The 15,025-nt window shown below is 72.0% G+C and carries 17 protein-coding genes; 7 read left to right on the top strand and 10 right to left on the bottom strand.

Annotation, left to right across the window (positions count from 1 at the left end; all coding sequences use genetic code 11):
• Positions 1-2: 2 nt before the first annotated feature.
• Positions 3-410: a DUF302 domain-containing protein gene (locus N2041_RS11740; RefSeq protein WP_297678775.1), complete on the bottom strand. Its 408-nt coding sequence runs from the start codon at positions 408-410 to the stop codon at positions 3-5.
• A 469-nt stretch (positions 411-879) separates the two neighbouring features.
• Between N2041_RS11740 and N2041_RS11735 the strand changes: the two genes are divergently transcribed.
• The 3 genes from N2041_RS11735 to N2041_RS11725 all read left to right on the top strand — a co-directional run bounded on the left by N2041_RS11735 (position 880) and on the right by N2041_RS11725 (position 3,330).
• Positions 880-2,088, top strand: a complete 1,209-nt coding sequence (locus tag N2041_RS11735) for a serine hydrolase (protein ID WP_297678774.1) — start codon at positions 880-882, stop codon at positions 2,086-2,088.
• A gap of 173 nt (positions 2,089-2,261) precedes the next feature.
• Positions 2,262-2,666 (top strand): hypothetical protein, encoded by a 405-nt coding sequence (locus tag N2041_RS11730; RefSeq protein WP_297678773.1) that lies wholly within the window; start codon positions 2,262-2,264, stop codon positions 2,664-2,666.
• Between the two features lie 13 nt (positions 2,667-2,679).
• Positions 2,680-3,330 carry a hypothetical protein gene (locus N2041_RS11725; protein WP_297678772.1) on the top strand — a complete coding sequence of 217 codons (651 nt, stop codon included), beginning with the start codon at positions 2,680-2,682 and terminating at the stop codon, positions 3,328-3,330.
• A 299-nt stretch (positions 3,331-3,629) separates the two neighbouring features.
• Here the strand turns inward: N2041_RS11725 and N2041_RS11720 are convergent, their stop codons facing one another.
• Entirely contained in the window at positions 3,630-4,568 is a 939-nt protein-coding gene (locus N2041_RS11720) for an aldo/keto reductase (protein ID WP_297678771.1), read from the bottom strand.
• A gap of 94 nt (positions 4,569-4,662) precedes the next feature.
• Here N2041_RS11720 and N2041_RS11715 point away from each other — a divergent pair, with 94 nt between their 5' ends.
• A complete protein-coding gene (locus N2041_RS11715) occupies positions 4,663-6,015 on the top strand; it encodes an MFS transporter (protein ID WP_297678770.1) in 1,353 nt (450 codons plus the stop codon).
• Here the strand turns inward: N2041_RS11715 and N2041_RS11710 are convergent.
• The 8 genes from N2041_RS11710 to N2041_RS11675 all read right to left on the bottom strand — a co-directional run bounded on the left by N2041_RS11710 (position 6,012) and on the right by N2041_RS11675 (position 12,228).
• Positions 6,012-6,494 (bottom strand): hypothetical protein, encoded by a 483-nt coding sequence (locus N2041_RS11710; protein ID WP_297678769.1) that lies wholly within the window; start codon positions 6,492-6,494, stop codon positions 6,012-6,014. The two genes, N2041_RS11715 and N2041_RS11710, sit on opposite strands and share 4 nt — an antisense overlap.
• Positions 6,495-6,578: 84 nt before the next feature.
• The gene (locus N2041_RS11705) at positions 6,579-7,490 is read right to left on the bottom strand and encodes a 1,4-dihydroxy-2-naphthoate polyprenyltransferase (protein WP_297678768.1); all 912 of its coding nucleotides are present in this window, start codon (positions 7,488-7,490) and stop codon (positions 6,579-6,581) included.
• Positions 7,487-8,182 carry a ubiquinone/menaquinone biosynthesis methyltransferase gene (locus tag N2041_RS11700; RefSeq protein WP_297678767.1) on the bottom strand — a complete coding sequence of 232 codons (696 nt, stop codon included), beginning with the start codon at positions 8,180-8,182 and terminating at the stop codon, positions 7,487-7,489. Before N2041_RS11700 ends, N2041_RS11705 begins: the two co-directional genes overlap by 4 nt.
• Before the next feature lie 429 nt (positions 8,183-8,611).
• Positions 8,612-8,917, bottom strand: a complete 306-nt coding sequence (locus tag N2041_RS11695) for a winged helix-turn-helix domain-containing protein (protein WP_297678766.1) — start codon at positions 8,915-8,917, stop codon at positions 8,612-8,614.
• A gap of 53 nt (positions 8,918-8,970) precedes the next feature.
• Complete coding sequence (locus tag N2041_RS11690; RefSeq protein ID WP_297678765.1) at positions 8,971-9,240, bottom strand: hypothetical protein; 270 nt, start codon at positions 9,238-9,240, stop codon at positions 8,971-8,973.
• Between the two features lie 42 nt (positions 9,241-9,282).
• On the bottom strand, positions 9,283-10,713 hold the full coding sequence (gene tcuA, locus N2041_RS11685) for an FAD-dependent tricarballylate dehydrogenase TcuA (RefSeq protein WP_297678764.1): 1,431 nt from the start codon (positions 10,711-10,713) through the stop codon (positions 9,283-9,285).
• Positions 10,714-11,089: 376 nt separating this feature from the next.
• Positions 11,090-11,287 carry a hypothetical protein gene (locus tag N2041_RS11680; protein WP_297678763.1) on the bottom strand — a complete coding sequence of 66 codons (198 nt, stop codon included), beginning with the start codon at positions 11,285-11,287 and terminating at the stop codon, positions 11,090-11,092.
• 122 nt (positions 11,288-11,409) lie between these two features.
• Positions 11,410-12,228: a PD-(D/E)XK nuclease family protein gene (locus tag N2041_RS11675; RefSeq protein WP_297678762.1), complete on the bottom strand. Its 819-nt coding sequence runs from the start codon at positions 12,226-12,228 to the stop codon at positions 11,410-11,412.
• Positions 12,229-12,267: 39 nt separating this feature from the next.
• Between N2041_RS11675 and N2041_RS11670 the strand changes: the two genes are divergently transcribed.
• The 3 genes from N2041_RS11670 (at position 12,268) to dps (ending at position 14,787) form a co-directional block, all read left to right on the top strand.
• A complete protein-coding gene (locus tag N2041_RS11670) occupies positions 12,268-13,479 on the top strand; it encodes a CoA transferase (RefSeq protein WP_297678761.1) in 1,212 nt (403 codons plus the stop codon).
• A 40-nt stretch (positions 13,480-13,519) separates the two neighbouring features.
• Entirely contained in the window at positions 13,520-14,191 is a 672-nt protein-coding gene (locus N2041_RS11665) for a PaaI family thioesterase (RefSeq protein ID WP_297678760.1), read from the top strand.
• 113 nt (positions 14,192-14,304) lie between these two features.
• A complete protein-coding gene (gene dps / locus N2041_RS11660) occupies positions 14,305-14,787 on the top strand; it encodes a DNA starvation/stationary phase protection protein Dps (RefSeq protein ID WP_297678759.1) in 483 nt (160 codons plus the stop codon).
• Positions 14,788-15,025 lie beyond the last annotated feature (238 nt).

The following is a 15,025-nucleotide window of genomic DNA, read 5'->3' as shown; positions in this document are numbered from 1 at the left end:
TGCTACTCGAGCGCCGCCAGCGCCGCTTCGATCTTCTCCCGCGCGGCCTTCGCCACCTCCGCCACCTCCGGGTCCTGCACGATGCCCATCGCCGCCACCGGGTCCATCGCCTCCACCACGATGCCGCGGCCCGTATCGCGCACCACCACATTGCACGGCAGCAGCAGCCCCACCTCCGGGTTCGCCGTCAGCGCCCGGTGCGCCAGCGGCGGGTTGCACGCGCCGAGGATCAGGTAGGGCGGCATCTCCGCGCCCAGCTTCGCCTTCAGCGTCGCCTGCACATCGATCTCCGTCAGCACGCCGAAGCCCTGCGCCTTCAGCGCCTCCCGGACCGCCTCCACCGCCTGGTGGAACGGCAGTCCCGTCTCCTTCCGCAGCCCGAACGCCAGCTGTTCGACCGTAGCCGTCATCGCAATCACCTCCTCCTCCTACCGTAGCAGAGTCGCGCGCGCGGCCGGGAGGTTGGAGGTTGGAGGTTGTTCTCTCTCCCTGCTCCCTCCTCCCGTTTCCCTCCTCCCGCCTCCCGCCTCCCGGCTCCCGCGTAGTCGCGGGGCTCCGTCCCCGCGGGGCGCCATGCGCCCAACGGATGTCCCGGGAACCGCGGCGCGGACGGCGGAGACCGCGTGAATTCGGAGATTCGGGTGGGCCGCACCGGCCCTCCGCGGGGACGGAGCCCCGCGGCTACGGCCCTCCCGGCCTCCCCGCCCCGTCCAGTGGAGGTCGGAGGTTGCTGGTTATCCTCCCTCCCCGCTCCCCGTTCCCCGTTCCCGCCTCCCGCCTCCCGGTTCCCGCCTCCCGCTTCCCGCCTCCCGCCTCCCGCTTCCCGCTTCCCGCTTCCCGTATCATTCCCCTACTTCCAACACCGGAGTTTCAACACCCGTGGAGACATCCCCCCGCAGCGCCGGCTTCGATGCCGCGCGCCTCGACCGCATCACCGCCCACATCGAACGCAACTACATCGAGCCCGGCAAAATCGCCGGCTGCCAGGTCCTCGTCGCCCGCCACGGCATCCCCGCCTACTTCCGCTCCTTCGGCCTCATGGACCGCGAGCGCAACCGCCCCATGCGCGACGACGCCATCTTCCGCATCTACTCGATGACGAAGCCCATTACGTCCATCGCCCTCATGCAGCAGTTCGAAGAGGCGCGCTTCATGCTCAACGACCCCGTCGCGCGCTACCTGCCCGGCTGGGAGCGCCTCCGCACCTGGGTCTCCGGCGATGGCGACGAGATGGAAACGAAAGAGCCTGCGCGGCCCGTCACCTTCAAGCACGTCCTCAGCCACACCGCCGGCCTCACCTACGGCGCCACCAACCACCCCGTCGACAAGGCCTACCGTCGGCTCGGCATCCAGCGCGGCCCCGGCGAAACCCTCGATACCTTCGTCGAAAAGCTCGGGCAGGCCCCGCTCCGCTACGACCCCGGCGAGCGCTGGATGTACTCCTTCGCCACCGACGTCTGCGGCGCCCTCGTCGAACGCGTCTCCGGCAAACGGCTCGACCAGTACTTCCGCGAACGGATCTTCGAGCCCCTCGGCATGGTCGATACCGCCTTCTGCGTGCCCGCCGAGAAACGCGACCGCTTCGCCGCCAACTACCAGCGCCAGCCCGACAAATCGCTCCGCCTCATCGACGACCCCGAAACGAGCGCCTACCTCCGCGAGCCCGCCTTCCTCTCCGGCGGCGGCGGCCTCGTCGGCACCATCCGCGATTACTGGCGCTTCTGCGAAATGCTCCGCCGCGGCGGCGAACTCGATGGCGCCCGCATCATCAGCAGCCGCACGCTCGAACTGATGACCCGCAACCACCTGCCCGGCGGCCAGGACCTCACCAGCCTCGCCATCGGCGCCTTCTCGGAAACCGCAAACGAAGGCGTCGGGTTCGGCCTCGGCTTCGCCGTCACCCTCGATGCCGCCCGCGCCGGCACCCTCGGCGAGGGCGACTACTACTGGGGCGGCGCCGCCTCCACCATCTTCTGGGTCGACCCCCGCGAAGACCTCGTCTGCATCTTCATGACCCAGCTCATGCCGTCAGGCACCTTCAACTTCCGCGGCCAGCTCAAGAACCTCATCTACTCCGCCATCGACTGAGCCCCGGGGGCCTGCCCCGGCCCTTCAACCTCCTCCCTCCTCCCTCGGGGTGGGGCCGGGGATGGGCGGCGCTCCCTCCTCCCTCCCCCAAGGTCAATAGATGGTTAACATGACATTGACAACCCACGCGGCACGAACTACGCTCCCGGCATCGCTCTTGGAGGAGAGATACGATGCTGAAGGCGGTACCTCGGCATGGAGTCAGGGAAGCGCGGTCGTGGCTCCAGTGGATCGCCCTGCTCCCGGTTGTCCTGCTCTTCGCGGGCGCTTCACCGGCAGGCGCCGGTCCCGCGACAGTGACGCTGAACGCCGGCGGATGCATCGGGTACGGCCAGTCCTGGCTCAGCTACCCTGCCGGATACACGGGAACCACTGGCTGCAGCGGGAGTTCCCGCTACCTCTCGGGCACTGTGGTGCTTCAGAACGGAACCTCACGCACGCTTGCCGGCGGGTGGTATTCCGGAGACATCGTCTGGGGCAACATCGGCAATCCATCACCGGTAACTGCTGCGGCCGGGACGCATGCCCTGCAGTTCATCACCGCATTCGATGGCTACTACGGCACGAACACCTGGTAACGGAGGGAACGCAGTGCGCCGCATCATCTTCGCGCTTGGCATCTTCTCGGCTGCAGCCGTCGCCGGTACATGGCTGCTCTTCACGGGCGGGTCCCCGGCAGCCGACGCCAGCCCCGGCTCGCTCGACCGGGATGGCCGCGTCGTTGTCTGGCCCGGCCAGGCCGACCTCGCCCGCAGCGAGGGCGACCTCCTCGCCGCAGACCTCCTCTCCGATGGCCGCCTGTCGTTCGAGGAGTACGACCGCGTGACCCGCGCGTTCGTCGCCTGCGTCGAGGCCCGGGGCGGCCAGCTGGCGCGGCCCCTGGTCCCCGGCCCCCTCCAGGTGTACGCCATCGAATTCACCTTCCCGCCCCGGGCCGAGGGCGATGCCGCCGCCGTCGCTGCCGCGAGCCAGGCCGCGGTCGACGGCTGCGCCTCGCCGACCTACGCCCGCATCAGCGCAATTTGGTCGCAGGCGCACCAGCCGTCGCCGGCGCAGCTGCGTGACGCTCACGTTCAGCTCGTCGGCTGCCTGCGCGCCGAGGGCCTCGAGATTCCCGAAGCCGCCGCAGCCGGAGGCAGCCTCCTCCCCTTCGTTCGGGATAATATGGAGGCCTTCGTCCGCTGCTCCGGGCCCGTGAGCGACGCACTCGGCATGTCCCCCGGCTACTTCGCCGGCACCTGACCCCAGCCCCCGCCGGCCTCCCCGTCCCGAGGGAGGAGGGAGCCCGGCCCCGGCTGCTGCCCGTCCCCGAGGGAGGAGGGACCCCCGCCCCTCCCGTCCTCCCCACCGAGGGATGAGGGAGCCCCGCCCCGCCCGCCTCCCGGCCCCCAGCGCGGAGGTTGGAGCTTGAAGGTTGAAGCTTGACCGAATAGGCGCACCGGCCACCCCAGCTCCCAGCTCCCAGCTCCCAGGCCCCGGCTCCCTCCTCCCTCCTCCCTCGGGGCGGGGACAAGGCGGACGTGGGGCCTCCCTCCTCCCTTTCAGCGCGTAATCGCGTCCACCTCCGCCAGCTCGTCCGCCGTCAGCCGCCACGCGGCCGCCGCCACGTTCTGGTCCACCTGCTCCGGCCGCGTCGCACCCGCGATGACGCTCCCCACGTGCGGCTGGCTCGCCAGCCACCCGATGGCGAGGTCCACCATCCCCTTCCCCCGCGCCTGCGCGAACGTCTCCAGCTTCTCGAGGATGGCGAAATTCCGGTCCGTCAGCACCCGCGCCGCCATCGGCCCCGCGTTCGCCAGCCGCGTGCCCGCCGGCAGCTCCTCCCCCTTCCGGTACTTCCCGGTCAGAAAGCCGCTCGCCAGCGGGAAGTAGGGCAGAATGCTCAGCCCGTACGCGTTGCACGCCGGCACCAGCTCCGCCTCGATCCGCCGGTCGAGCAGGTTGTACTCGTTCTGCGCCGAAATGAACGGCGTCACATTCAGCCGCTGCGCCACGAAGTGCGCCTCCGTCGCCTGCCACGCCGCAAAGTTCGAATGCCCGATGTACCGCACCTTCCCCTGCCGCACCAGGTCGTCCAGCGCCCGGAGCGTCTCCTCGATCGGCGTGTGCGGGTCCGGCCGGTGCACCTGGTACAGGTCGATGTAGTCCGTATCCAGCCGCCGCAGCGAATCCTCCACCGCCTGCATGATGTACTTCCGCGAGGCGCCCATCCGGTGCGGCCCTTCGCCCATCTTCATCCCGAACTTCGTCGCGATGACCACCTTCTCCCGGTGGCCCTTCAGGATCTTCCCGAGGAACTCCTCCGAGCGGCCGCCCCCGCCGTACACATCCGCCGTGTCGAACAGCGTAATCCCGAGGTCGAGCGCGCGGTGCACCACCGCCTTCGATTGTTCGAAGTCGCACCGCATGCCGAAGTTGTTGCAGCCGAGCCCCACGAGCGAAACCTCGAGGCCCGACCGGCCGAGATGGCGGAATTCCACGTGCCAGCCTCCGGGGGTAATCGTTGTGGCGCGAAGTATACGCGCGCGGCCTGCTCCCGGCCCCGCCGGCGATCGTTCGTGCTACGCTAACGGGATGCTCGAACTCCCCGCCGAACCGGCGCAGGGGCGCGGCCCGTTCGCCTCCCTCCAGCACCAGCAGTTCCGCTGGCTCTTCGCCTCCAACATCGCCTTCTTCTTCGCGATGAACGGCCAGTTCATCGTCCGCTCCGTGCTCGCCTACCGCCTCACCGGCAGCGAATTCGCGCTCGGCCTCATCAACCTCGTCGTCGCCATCCCCATGCTGCTCGTCTCGCCGTTCGGCGGCGTCATCGCCGACCGCGTCGAAAAGCGCCGGCTGATCATGACCGGCCAGGCGGTGCTCGTCGCCTCCGAGCTGGCCGTCTTCGCCCTCCTCGTCCTCGGACGGCTCGAATTCTGGCACCTCCTCGCCGTCGTCTTCGTGATGGGCTGCACCTTCCCGTTCATCATGCCCGCGCGGCAGGCGATCGTCGCGAACATCGTCGGCCGCCAGGGCATGGCGAGCGCCATGGCCCTCCAGATGGGCGGAATGAACGCCGCGCGCGTCGTCGGCCCCGTTTTCGCCGGCCTCATCATCGCCGTCTTCGGCGTCCGCTGGGTCTACGCGATGGCCGTCACCCTCTACGCGCTCGCCTTCTTCGCCATGGCCCACGTGAGCAAATCGCCCCCCGCCGACGGCGCCGGCAGCCGCCCGGTCCTCGCCGAGCTGGTCGGCGGCCTCCGCTACGTCTCGACCGACCCGCCGGTCCGCGCCCTCCTCGTCCTCTCCATCATCCCCATCCTCCTCGCGATGCCCTTCCAGGCGCTCCTCGTCGTCTTCGCCGATGACACCTGGCACGTGGGCGCCGGCGGGCTCGGCGTGCTCCAGGCCGCGGCCGGGCTCGGCGGCATCGCAGGCTCGTTCTGGGTCGCCTTCGCCAGCGAATCCCCGCGCAAGCTCCGCCTGATGATGAGCACGCTGCTCGCCTTCGCCGGCAGCCTCCTCCTCTTCTCGCTCAGCCCGTGGTTCCTGCTCGCCATCCCGCTCGTCTTCGCCGCCGACGTCTTCGCCAGCGCCTTCACCACCACCGTGAACACGCTCATCCAGGTGCTCATCCCGAACGAGGTTCGCGGGCGGGTGATGAGCATCATGATGATGACCTTCGGGCTCACGCCGCTCGGCACCGTGCCCGTCAGCGCCCTCGCCGAGGCGCTCGGCGCGCCCGCGGCCGTCGCCATCGCCTCGCTCGTGACGATGGCGCTCTCGCTCGCGATGCTCCTCGCCAGCGGGTCGCTCCGCCGCATCGACGGCACGGTGGCGAAGGCCCTCGCCGAGGAGCGCGCGGCGCCGTTCGCCCCCGGCCGCGGCCCGGTGGCGGCGCCCGGCGCGGCGTGGAAGGCCGGCCGCGCCCCGGCCGATGCCGGCTAGTCGGCCGCCGGTGGCTGTTCGAACCGCTCGTAGATGAGATCGGCTTCTTTCGAAAGCAGGTCGCGCACGCCGGCCAGCAGCCGCTCGGCATCGTGCCGGATGGCGTGCAGCGCCTGCAGGTCGCCCTCCTCCACCCGGCGCACCTCCACCTGCAGGTCCGCGGCCTCGGCTTCGAGCCGGCGCAGCTGCGCGCCGAGCTGCCGCAGCCGCGGCTGCGTCCACGGCGCATCGCGCAGGATTTCGGCGTACAGCCCTTCGGCACCCTCTACTTCGAGCCGGTGGTCCCGGAGCGCCGCGGCTACGAGCGCCAGCTCCTGCCCGACGAGCGCCGCCCAGTCGCGCTCCCGGCCCGGCTGCGGCCGGCGGAGCGCCCGCAGCAGCGCATCCTGCGCCGTCAGCAGGCCCTCGGTCGTCCGCTCGGCGCCGGAGAGCGCGGCCTGCTGCGCCGGGGTCTTCGCCTGGGGTTCAGCGTTCGGCATCGTGCGCACCTCCGCGCGGTTCTCGGGGCCGAATCGGCGCGGCCCCGCCCTCTATTGTAAAGACGCGAACCCGCCCGCCGGCGCTCAGGGCTGGAACGCGAGGGCTGCCGCCCAGAGCAAGGCGTGCCAGAGCGCGAACCGGGCCGTGCCCTTCAGCACCGGGTTCAGCGCGCGGCCGCCCGTCCCGCCGAGCACCTGCCGGAGCAGCGGCCACGCGAGCACCCCCGCCGCGGCCGCGGCCACCGCCCCGAGCGGCGCCGCCCCGGTGACCGTCGCCCCCGCGGGCACCGCCAGTGCCAGCGCCAGCAGCGCCGCGAACCACCAGCGCGTCCCCCGCTCGCCCAGCACCACGCCCAGCGTCGTCTTCCCCGCCCGCCGGTCCGTCGGGATGTCCCGCAGGTTGTTGACCACGAGGATCATCGTGACCGTCGCCCCGACCGGCACCGCCGCCGCGAAGCTGAACCACGTCACGGCCCCCGCCTGCACGTAGTACGTCCCCATCACCGCCACGAGGCCGAAGAACACGAAGGTGAAGAGGTCGCCCAGTGCGTGGTAGCCGATGGGCCACGGCCCGCCCGTGTAGATGACGGCCGCCGCGATGCTCGCGAGGCCGATGGCGACGATCGGCCAGCCGCCCACCCACGCGAGGTAGAGGCCGGCGAGCATCGCGAGCCCGAAGGCCGCGGCCATCCCGGATTTCAGCTCGCGCGGCGTGAGGAGCCCGAGCTGGCTCGCCCGCGGCGGCCCCAGCCGCTCCGCCGTATCGGCCCCTTTCTCGTGGTCGAAGACGTCGTTCGCGAAGTTCGCGCCCACCTGCAGGCAGAGCGCGCCGAAGAGCGCGGCCAGCGCCGGCAGCAGCGCGAACGCGTCGTCGCGGATGGCGAGCGCGGTGCCGACCGCCACGGGCGCCGCCGCCGCCGGCAGCGTGGGCGGCCGCGCGGCCATCCGCCACGCCTGCAGCCGCCCGGGCCGGGATGCCGCCGCCGCGGCCGTCATCGCCGCTCCGCCGTGATCGACTGGATCGCGCCGAGCATCGGCCGCCGCTTCCGGATGTGGTGGAAGCCCGCCTCGCGCAGCATCGCCACCATCTCCGCCTCGCCCGGCAGGTAGGCCGCCGAGGCCGGCAGGTAGCGGTAGGCGTCGCGGTCCGCCAGCAGCCCGCCGAGGACCGGCACCGCCCGTTCGAAGTACGCCCGGTGCCCGAGCGCGATGAGCGGGTTGCGCGGCCGGTCCACCTCGAGCAGCCCGAGGCGGCCGCCCGGCTCCAGCACCCGCGCCAGCTCCGCCAGCACCGGCGGGATGCTCGCGAAGTTCCGCAGCGCGAAGCCCGAAACGGCCACAGTGAACGCGCCATCCCGGAACGGCAGCCGGAGCGCATCGCCCTGCACCCACGCCGACGTCTCGCCCGAGCGCGCCGCTGCCCGCTCCAGCATCCCGCGACTGAAATCGAGCCCGACGGCGAGCGCGCCGCGCGCCCGGCACAGCTCCGCGAAATCGCCCGTCCCGCAGGCGAGGTCCAGCACCGTGTCCGCCGGGCTCACCGCGAGCCGCTCCACCAGCGCCAGCCGCCAGCGCTGGTCCGCCCCGAACGTCATCAGCCGGTTCACCCGGTCGTACGTCGGCGAAATCCGGTCGAACATCGCCCGCACGGTGCGGGCCTTCTCCTCGGGAGGCGGCAGGTGCGTCATCGTCCCGTATTCTCGCAACCCCCGCCCTACCGCGCAGTCAGCCGGGAACCGGGAACGGGGAACCGGGAGACGGGAGAAAGGGAGAAAGGGAGTAAGGGAGTAAGGGAGAAAGGGAGACAACCTCGGTCGCCGGAACTCGCAACTCCGTAGTCGCGGGCCTCCGTGCCCGCGGAGGGCCGGCGAGGCCCACTCGAACCGTCGAATTCACCCGTCTCCCGCTTCCCGGTTTCCGCCTCCCGGTTCCCACCTCCGTAGTCGCGGGGCTCCGTCCCCGCGGAGGGCCGGCAAGGCCCACCCGAACCTCCGAATTCACGCACGCTCCCCGTCTCCCCGTTCCCGCCTCCCGTCTCCCGCTTCCCGGTTCCCGCCTCCCGGTTCCCGCCTCCCGCTTCCCGGTTCCCGCCTCCCGCCATCCCCCGCCGCGCGCGGTCAGCGCCCTGCATCCTCCCCCTGCCCCGGCGGCTCGATGAGCCGGAACAGCTCGCCGACCGAGTGCGCCTGCTCCACCGGGTGCCGGAGCGGCCGCTCCGGGTGAATCTCGTAGATGTTCCGCCGGCCGACCCGCTTCCGGGTGATGTACCCCGCCTCCACCAGGTCGGCCACGATCCGCTGCGCCGCCCGCTCGGTGATGCCGACCCGTTCCGCCACGTCGCGCAGGCGGATGCCGGGGTCGTTCGCGATGCAGAGGAGCACGTGCCCGTGGTTCGTGAGGAACGTCCACCCCGGCTTCGTCATCGCCGCGTAGCGTAGCCGTCCGGGGCGCCGCGGGGAAGGAGCCCGCCGCCGCCTCAGGCTGCCCGGCGGTGCTGGTGGGCCGAACGCAGCTGTTCGCGCAGGAGCGCCGTCGCCGCCAGCGCCTCGATCGCCGCCTGCTTCTTCTGCTCACGCCGCCGCGCGCGCCGGGCGAGCCGCGACGCCACCTCGGCGATGACGCCGAAGAACGCCGCGCCCGTCCACGCCAGCGGCGGTTCGAACGCGCCCTGCCAGCCGGCCGCGAGGCAGGCCGCTGCCAGCAGCAGCGCCGGCGCGCAGAACGCCCACATCCACAGGTGCTTCATGCTTCGAATATCGGCCGCCCGCCCGCCGGCAACAGGTGCGCCTCAGCCGGCCGCCGCCCGTGCCGCCGCGTGCGCCCCCGCAATTCGCCCGAAGACACACCCCCGGATGACCGACGACGCGCCCGGGTAGTTGTAATAGAACAGCTCCCCCATCGGCTCGCCCGCCGCGTAGAGGCCGGGCATCGGCTGGCCCCGCGTATCCAGCACCCGCGCCGAGGTATCGCACGCCAGCCCGCCGAAGGTGAACGTGATCCCGCCCGTCACCGGGACCGCGAGGTACGGCGGCGCAGCGATCGGCAGCGCCCAGTTGCTCTTCGGCGGCCAAATCCCGGCCGTCCGCTTCCCGTCCAGCCGGTCGAGGTCGTACTCCCCGGGCTGCACCGCCGCGTTGAAGGCCGCCACGGTCTCGAGCAGGTTCTCCGCCGGCACGCCCATCTGCCGCGCCAGCCCCTCCAGCGTCGCCGATTCGAGCGGCGGCCCGACCGGCCGCCATGCCCGCCCGAACTCCTCCCGGCCGTACGCCTGCTGGTCGAAGATGCACCACGCCTCGCCGCCCGCCTGCTCGATGATCTGCTTCGAAAACTTCACGTACGTGTGGTCGCGGAAGTCCTCGCCCTCGTCGAGGAACCGCCGCCCCTCGCGATCGACGAAGATGCCCATCTGGTAGTTGTAGAGCGCCGTGACGCCGCATTCGATGCGGGGCGAGCGCGCATCGAGCACCGCCGAGTGGTAATCGCCCCACTGGCCCGCCGGCCGCGCCCCGGCCGCGATCGCCATCAGCAGCCCCTCGCCCGTGTTGTACCGGCTCCCGCGGAGGATGAGCCCGTCGGCGAACCGCCCCAGGTACCGCACCCGCATCTCGACGTTCGCCTGGAAGCCGCCGCAGGCCAGCACCGTCCCGCCCCGCGCCTCGAGGTCGATGACGCCCTCCGGCCCCCGCGCGCGCACGCCGGCGACGGCGCCCGAAGGGTGGAGCAGCAGGTCGAGCGCGGCCGTCTCGTAGCTGACGATCCCACCGAGCCCGTCCAGCCGCCGGTAGAGCAGGTCCACCAGCCCCTGCCCGCCCGCTTTCGGGCTGCGCCGGTAGCCCGCGGTGTGCGGGTAGCCCGCTTCCCATGCGAGCCCCAGCCCCGTCAGCCACTCCGCCGCATCCGCCGCGTTGTCGCAGAGCGTCCGCACGAGGTCGGGATTCGCCCGGCCGCGCGAAATCCGCATCAGGTCGTCGAACATCTCGTCGGCCGTGTAGCCGCGGCGGCCGAACTCGTCCGGCTCGTGGGGGAACCGCATCTGCGCATCGGCGAAGCGGGTGTTGCCGCCCCGGTGCTCGCGCGGCGCCTTCTCGATGAGGATCACCCGCGCGCCCGCCTGCCGCGCCGCCACCGCCGCCGAAAGGCCCGCGATGCCCCCGCCGACCACCAGCACGTCGGTCTCGTACGTCGCAGCCGCACCCGGCGAACCCGCAGCCGTCGGCATGCCGCGGACTCTAGCCGAGACGGTGGAGGGCGCCAAGGGGGCGGCGAGGTTGGAGGTTGGAGGTTGGAGGTTGGAGGTTGGAGGTTGGAGGTTGGAGGTTGGAGGTTGGAGGTTGGAGGTTGGAGGTTGGAGGTTGGAGGTTGGAGGTTATTCTCCCTCCCCGTTCCCGCCTCCCACCTCCCGCCTCCCGGTTCCCTCCCCCTCCCACCGCCGCCGCGAAGCGGCGGCATCCCGCGGCGCCGCCGGCGCAGCCGGCCAGCCATCCACCGCGGCGCCAGCCGCGCCACCGCCGGCGCAGCCGGCCAGCCATCCACCGCGGCGCCAGCCGCGCCACCGCCGGGGCAGCCGGCCGCCGCGGCGCCAGCCGCGCCGCCGACTACCCGAAAAACGCCTCCGCCGGCGCTACCTGCCCCGCCATCGGCGCCGGCGCCTCGTACCGCCGCAGCTCCCGCCGCTGCACCGGCAGGTAGCAATGCACGCACGCCCGCGGCCGCGGCAGCTCCACCGGCACCTGCACCCGGTAGACGCCGTGCTCCGGGCACTCCAGCTCGAACTCGATGACCTCGATGTTCATCGGCGACCTCCCCGGCGTCCTCCAGCGCCGCCCGCGCATGGATCGATAGCATAGATCGATATCCTCCCCCGTGAAGGGCCGAATGGCCGCCGAAATGTGAACGTTCGGCAAAATCGCTCGTTTCAGGCCTGTTCCACCGCGAAATCGCCCGGCGCCGGCGGCTCCTCCGCCTCCTCCCACAGCGCGTCCAGCCCCTCTTCTTCAAGGCGCGCAGCCGCCTCGCACCGGCTCCGCCAGCCGCAGAACCCGCAATGCACCCCCGGCGTCGCGAGGAACTCTTCCTCCGCCTGCATCACCCGCGCCATCCGCCCGAGGTAGCCCATCGTCCGCGCGGCGTCCTCGCGCGTCAGCTCCCGCACCCGCTGCTGCCCCGTCCGCAGGTTCCACGCCACCGCCCGCACCGTCGCTTCCCGCGGCAGCGCCCGCACCGTCCGCACGATGACGTGCGCCAGGTCCAGCTGCCGGTCCACCACGTCGTCGAGGTCGAACCTCCCCGTCTTCCAGTCGATCACCTGCCACCGGTCCGGCGCCAGCCGGTCCACCCGGTCCGCCTTCGACCACACCGTGATGCCAAGCTTGTGCGCTGGCGCCCAGCTGTCCACTTCTGCCCACCGGGCCTCCGACGCGATCGACCGGTGCGCGTCGATGCCCCGCTCGTACCACGCGCGCGCCATCTCCCACCACTCCGTCCCCGGCCCCGCCGCCGCGTGCTTCGGCATCCGCAGGTAGGCCTCCAGCTCGGCGTACCCGTCCTCCGGCTCCCCGGTGTCGCACAGCTTCTGCATCGCCCGGTGGACGCCGTTCCCGGCGAGCGCCGCCGGGGTATCCTCCTGCTCCGGCCGCGGCATCCCGGAGACGTACGCGAACCAGTACTGCTTCCGGCACCGCCGGAACGTTTCGACCTTCGTGTGCGACAGCCGGAAGAGCTCCTCGCCTGCCATCGCCGCGCAGTTTACGCTTCCGAAAAACGCCCCTCGACCATGCACGAACCGGCTCCGCTCGAAGGCATCCGCGTCATCGAACTCGCCAACTACGTCGCTGCCCCCAGCGCCGGCGGCCTCTTGCGCGACCTCGGCGCCGAGGTCATCAAGCTCGAACCCCCCGGCGGCGAAGTGATGCGCGGCGTCGTCCCCACCGGCACCGGACCCGGCACCGCCCCCTTCAACTTCCTCTTCGAACTCGAAAACCGCGGCAAGAAGTCCGTCACCGTCGACCTCGAGGCGCCCGGCGGTCCTGACCTCGTCCACCGCCTCCTCGCCGGCGCGGATATCTTCCTCACCAACCTCCTCCCCCGCCGGCTTGCGAAGTTCCGCCTCACCCCGGAGGAAGTCCACGCCCGCAACCCCCGCGTCGTCATCGTCGCCATCACCGGCTACGGCCTCGACGGTCCCGATGCCGACCGGCCCGGGTTCGATTTCTCCGCCTTCTGGACCCGCAGCGGCATCATGTCGCTCGTCGGCCACCCCGGCAGCCCGCCCGTCCTGAGCCGCATCGCGCAGGGCGACCACACCACCGGCATGGCCGCCGTCGCTGCCGCTCTCGCTGCCCTCCGCCTCCGCGACCGCACCGGCCGCGGGCAGGTCGTCGATATCTCCCTCCAGCAGACCGGCCTCTACACCATCGCCACCGACGTCGCCAAGACGCTCATCGACGGCCGCCAGCCCCGCCGCTTCGACCGCACCGCGCCCGAGAACCCCCTCTTCAACACCTACCCCACCGCGGATGGCCGCTGGGTCATGCTCGTGCACATGACGCCCGACCCCTACTGGCCCCGCCTCTGCCGCGTCATCGGCCGCGACGACTGGGCCGCCGACCCGTCCCTCGCCACCATGGCCGGCCGCCGCCAGCGCGGCGCCGAACTCGCCGCCGGCATCGAACGGGCCTTCCTCGCCGAACCGCTCGAATCCCTCGCCGAAAAACTCGACCGCGAAGGCCTCATCTGGGCTCCCATGGTCGAACTCCCCGATGTCGTCGCCGACCCCCAGCTCCGCGGCCGCGACGCCTTCCAGCCGCTCGAAACGCCCGCCGGCGCGTTCGAAACCGTCGCCGCCCCCTTCCGCATCCGCGGCGCCGACGTCCGCGTCCGCGGCATGGCCTCCGAACCCGGCGCCGATACCCTCGACGTCCTCCGCGCGGCCGGCCTCGGCGACGACGACATCGCCGCGCTCGCCGAAGCTGGCGTCTTCGGCTGAGCTGGTAGCTCCCCGGCGCGCCGCGGCCGATAATTCACGCATGAGCGACGACCCCTTCGGGCAGTCCATCGCCTCCCTCGCCAACTGGATCCCCGCCGACGAACCCGCGACGGGCCAGCGCGCCGCCCTCCACCGCCTCGCCGCCGCCATGCGCACCGTCGCCGAAGCCCTCACCGACATGCAGGCCGACGAAGCCGACCTCCTCGCCGCCGCCGAGGCGATGGAGCAGTTCGGCGCCCGCCTCGAAGGCACCCGCACCGGCCACCGCCCGTGGGGCTTCGCCGAATCCGCGCCCGCCGGCGACGCCCGCGCCATGTTCGACCGCAGCCCCGTCATCGGCCTCGGCAACCCCGTCGCGCCCCCGCTCCGCATGGAGATCGACGGCGACCGCATCATCGGCCGCGCCAGCTTCGGCGCCCAGTACGAAGGCCCGCCCGGCCACGTCCACGGCGGCATCATCGCCGCCGCCTTCGATGAAGTCCTCGGCATGGCGCAGGCCCGCACCGGCCGGCCCGGCATGACCGGCACCCTCACCATCCGCTACCGCCGGCCCACGCCCCTCCACACGGAGGTCGTTTTCGAAGCCCGCGTCGACCGCGTCGAAGGCCGCAAAATCTTCGCCGCCGGCACCCTCCACGCCGGCGAAACCCTCTGCGCCGAGGCCGAGGGCATCTTCATCTCCGTCGATTTCAGCCAGCTCCGCCGCGCCTGAGCCGCAGCCCGGCCGCGTTGCAACGGATTCGCAACGCCCCGCCCCGGCGCATTACGCGTTCGCGATGCCGCCTTCCCTACGCTGATTGCAGCACGAATGGAGGTGCATCCCACATGGCAACCGCAACCGTCGCGAAGAACTCCGTCGCCCTCTCGGCCGCCCGCAAAAAGGAGATCGCGGCCGACCTCAACACCTCCCTCGCCCACCTCATCGACCTCGCCCTCCGCGCGAAGGAAGCCCACTGGAACGTCACCGGGCCGAACTTCCACGGCCTCCACGAAACCTTCGACGCCATCGCCAGCGACGTCCGCGACTACGCCGACGACATCGCCGAGCGCGCCCGCGCCCTCGGCCACCTCGCCCACGGCACGCTCAGCAACGTGACGAAGAAGTCCACCCTCGGCGACTTCCCGGCCGACTCCGCCGACTGGAAGACGCTCGTCCAGCTCGTCCACGACGGCCTCGTCACCACCAGCCAGGTCATCCAGGCCTTCGCTGCCGAGACCGAGGACGACATCGCCACCCAGGACGTCTACATCGAAGTCATCCGCGGCCTCGACAAGTGGGCCTGGATGCTCGCCTCCCACCTCTCCTGACGCTCCCCCGTTCGTGCGGTCCTGCGGGTGCGCCGCCGCGCCCGCAGGACCGTTCGCGTCTCGGCCCCCTCCCCGCGTCCCCAGCCCCCGGTTGGAGGTTGGAGGTTGGAGGTTGACGGGCCCGGGACGCGCCATACGCTCCCTCCCAACTCCCAACTCCCAACTCCCAACTCCCAACTCCCAACTCCGTAGCCGCGGGCCTCCGTGCCCGCGGAGGGCCGGCGAGGCCCACCCCGGC

It is taken from the genome of Tepidiforma sp., from assembly GCF_026419595.1.
In the GTDB taxonomy this organism is placed as follows: Bacteria; Chloroflexota; Dehalococcoidia; order Tepidiformales; family Tepidiformaceae; genus Tepidiforma.
The sequence above is the reverse complement of the archived record's forward strand: the minus strand, read 5'-3'. Positions and strand labels throughout refer to the sequence as shown.

What these genes read in the sequence shown, in the direction of transcription:
- N2041_RS11670 (WP_297678761.1), top strand. Translation starts at nt 12,268, where the DNA reads ATGCACGAACCGGCTCCGCTCGAAGGCATCCGCGTCATCGAACTCGCC.
- N2041_RS11690 (WP_297678765.1), bottom strand. Translation starts at nt 9,240, where the DNA reads ATGAAGCACCTGTGGATGTGGGCGTTCTGCGCGCCGGCGCTGCTGCTG.
- N2041_RS11680 (WP_297678763.1), bottom strand. Translation starts at nt 11,287, where the DNA reads ATGAACATCGAGGTCATCGAGTTCGAGCTGGAGTGCCCGGAGCACGGC.
- N2041_RS11700 (WP_297678767.1), bottom strand. Translation starts at nt 8,182, where the DNA reads ATGACGCACCTGCCGCCTCCCGAGGAGAAGGCCCGCACCGTGCGGGCG.
- N2041_RS11740 (WP_297678775.1), bottom strand. Translation starts at nt 410, where the DNA reads ATGACGGCTACGGTCGAACAGCTGGCGTTCGGGCTGCGGAAGGAGACG.
- N2041_RS11695 (WP_297678766.1), bottom strand. Translation starts at nt 8,917, where the DNA reads ATGACGAAGCCGGGGTGGACGTTCCTCACGAACCACGGGCACGTGCTC.
- N2041_RS11730 (WP_297678773.1), top strand. Translation starts at nt 2,262, where the DNA reads ATGCTGAAGGCGGTACCTCGGCATGGAGTCAGGGAAGCGCGGTCGTGG.
- N2041_RS11665 (WP_297678760.1), top strand. Translation starts at nt 13,520, where the DNA reads ATGAGCGACGACCCCTTCGGGCAGTCCATCGCCTCCCTCGCCAACTGG.
- N2041_RS11710 (WP_297678769.1), bottom strand. Translation starts at nt 6,494, where the DNA reads ATGCCGAACGCTGAACCCCAGGCGAAGACCCCGGCGCAGCAGGCCGCG.
- dps (WP_297678759.1), top strand. Translation starts at nt 14,305, where the DNA reads ATGGCAACCGCAACCGTCGCGAAGAACTCCGTCGCCCTCTCGGCCGCC.
- N2041_RS11675 (WP_297678762.1), bottom strand. Translation starts at nt 12,228, where the DNA reads ATGGCAGGCGAGGAGCTCTTCCGGCTGTCGCACACGAAGGTCGAAACG.
- N2041_RS11715 (WP_297678770.1), top strand. Translation starts at nt 4,663, where the DNA reads ATGCTCGAACTCCCCGCCGAACCGGCGCAGGGGCGCGGCCCGTTCGCC.
- N2041_RS11705 (WP_297678768.1), bottom strand. Translation starts at nt 7,490, where the DNA reads ATGACGGCCGCGGCGGCGGCATCCCGGCCCGGGCGGCTGCAGGCGTGG.
- tcuA (WP_297678764.1), bottom strand. Translation starts at nt 10,713, where the DNA reads ATGCCGACGGCTGCGGGTTCGCCGGGTGCGGCTGCGACGTACGAGACC.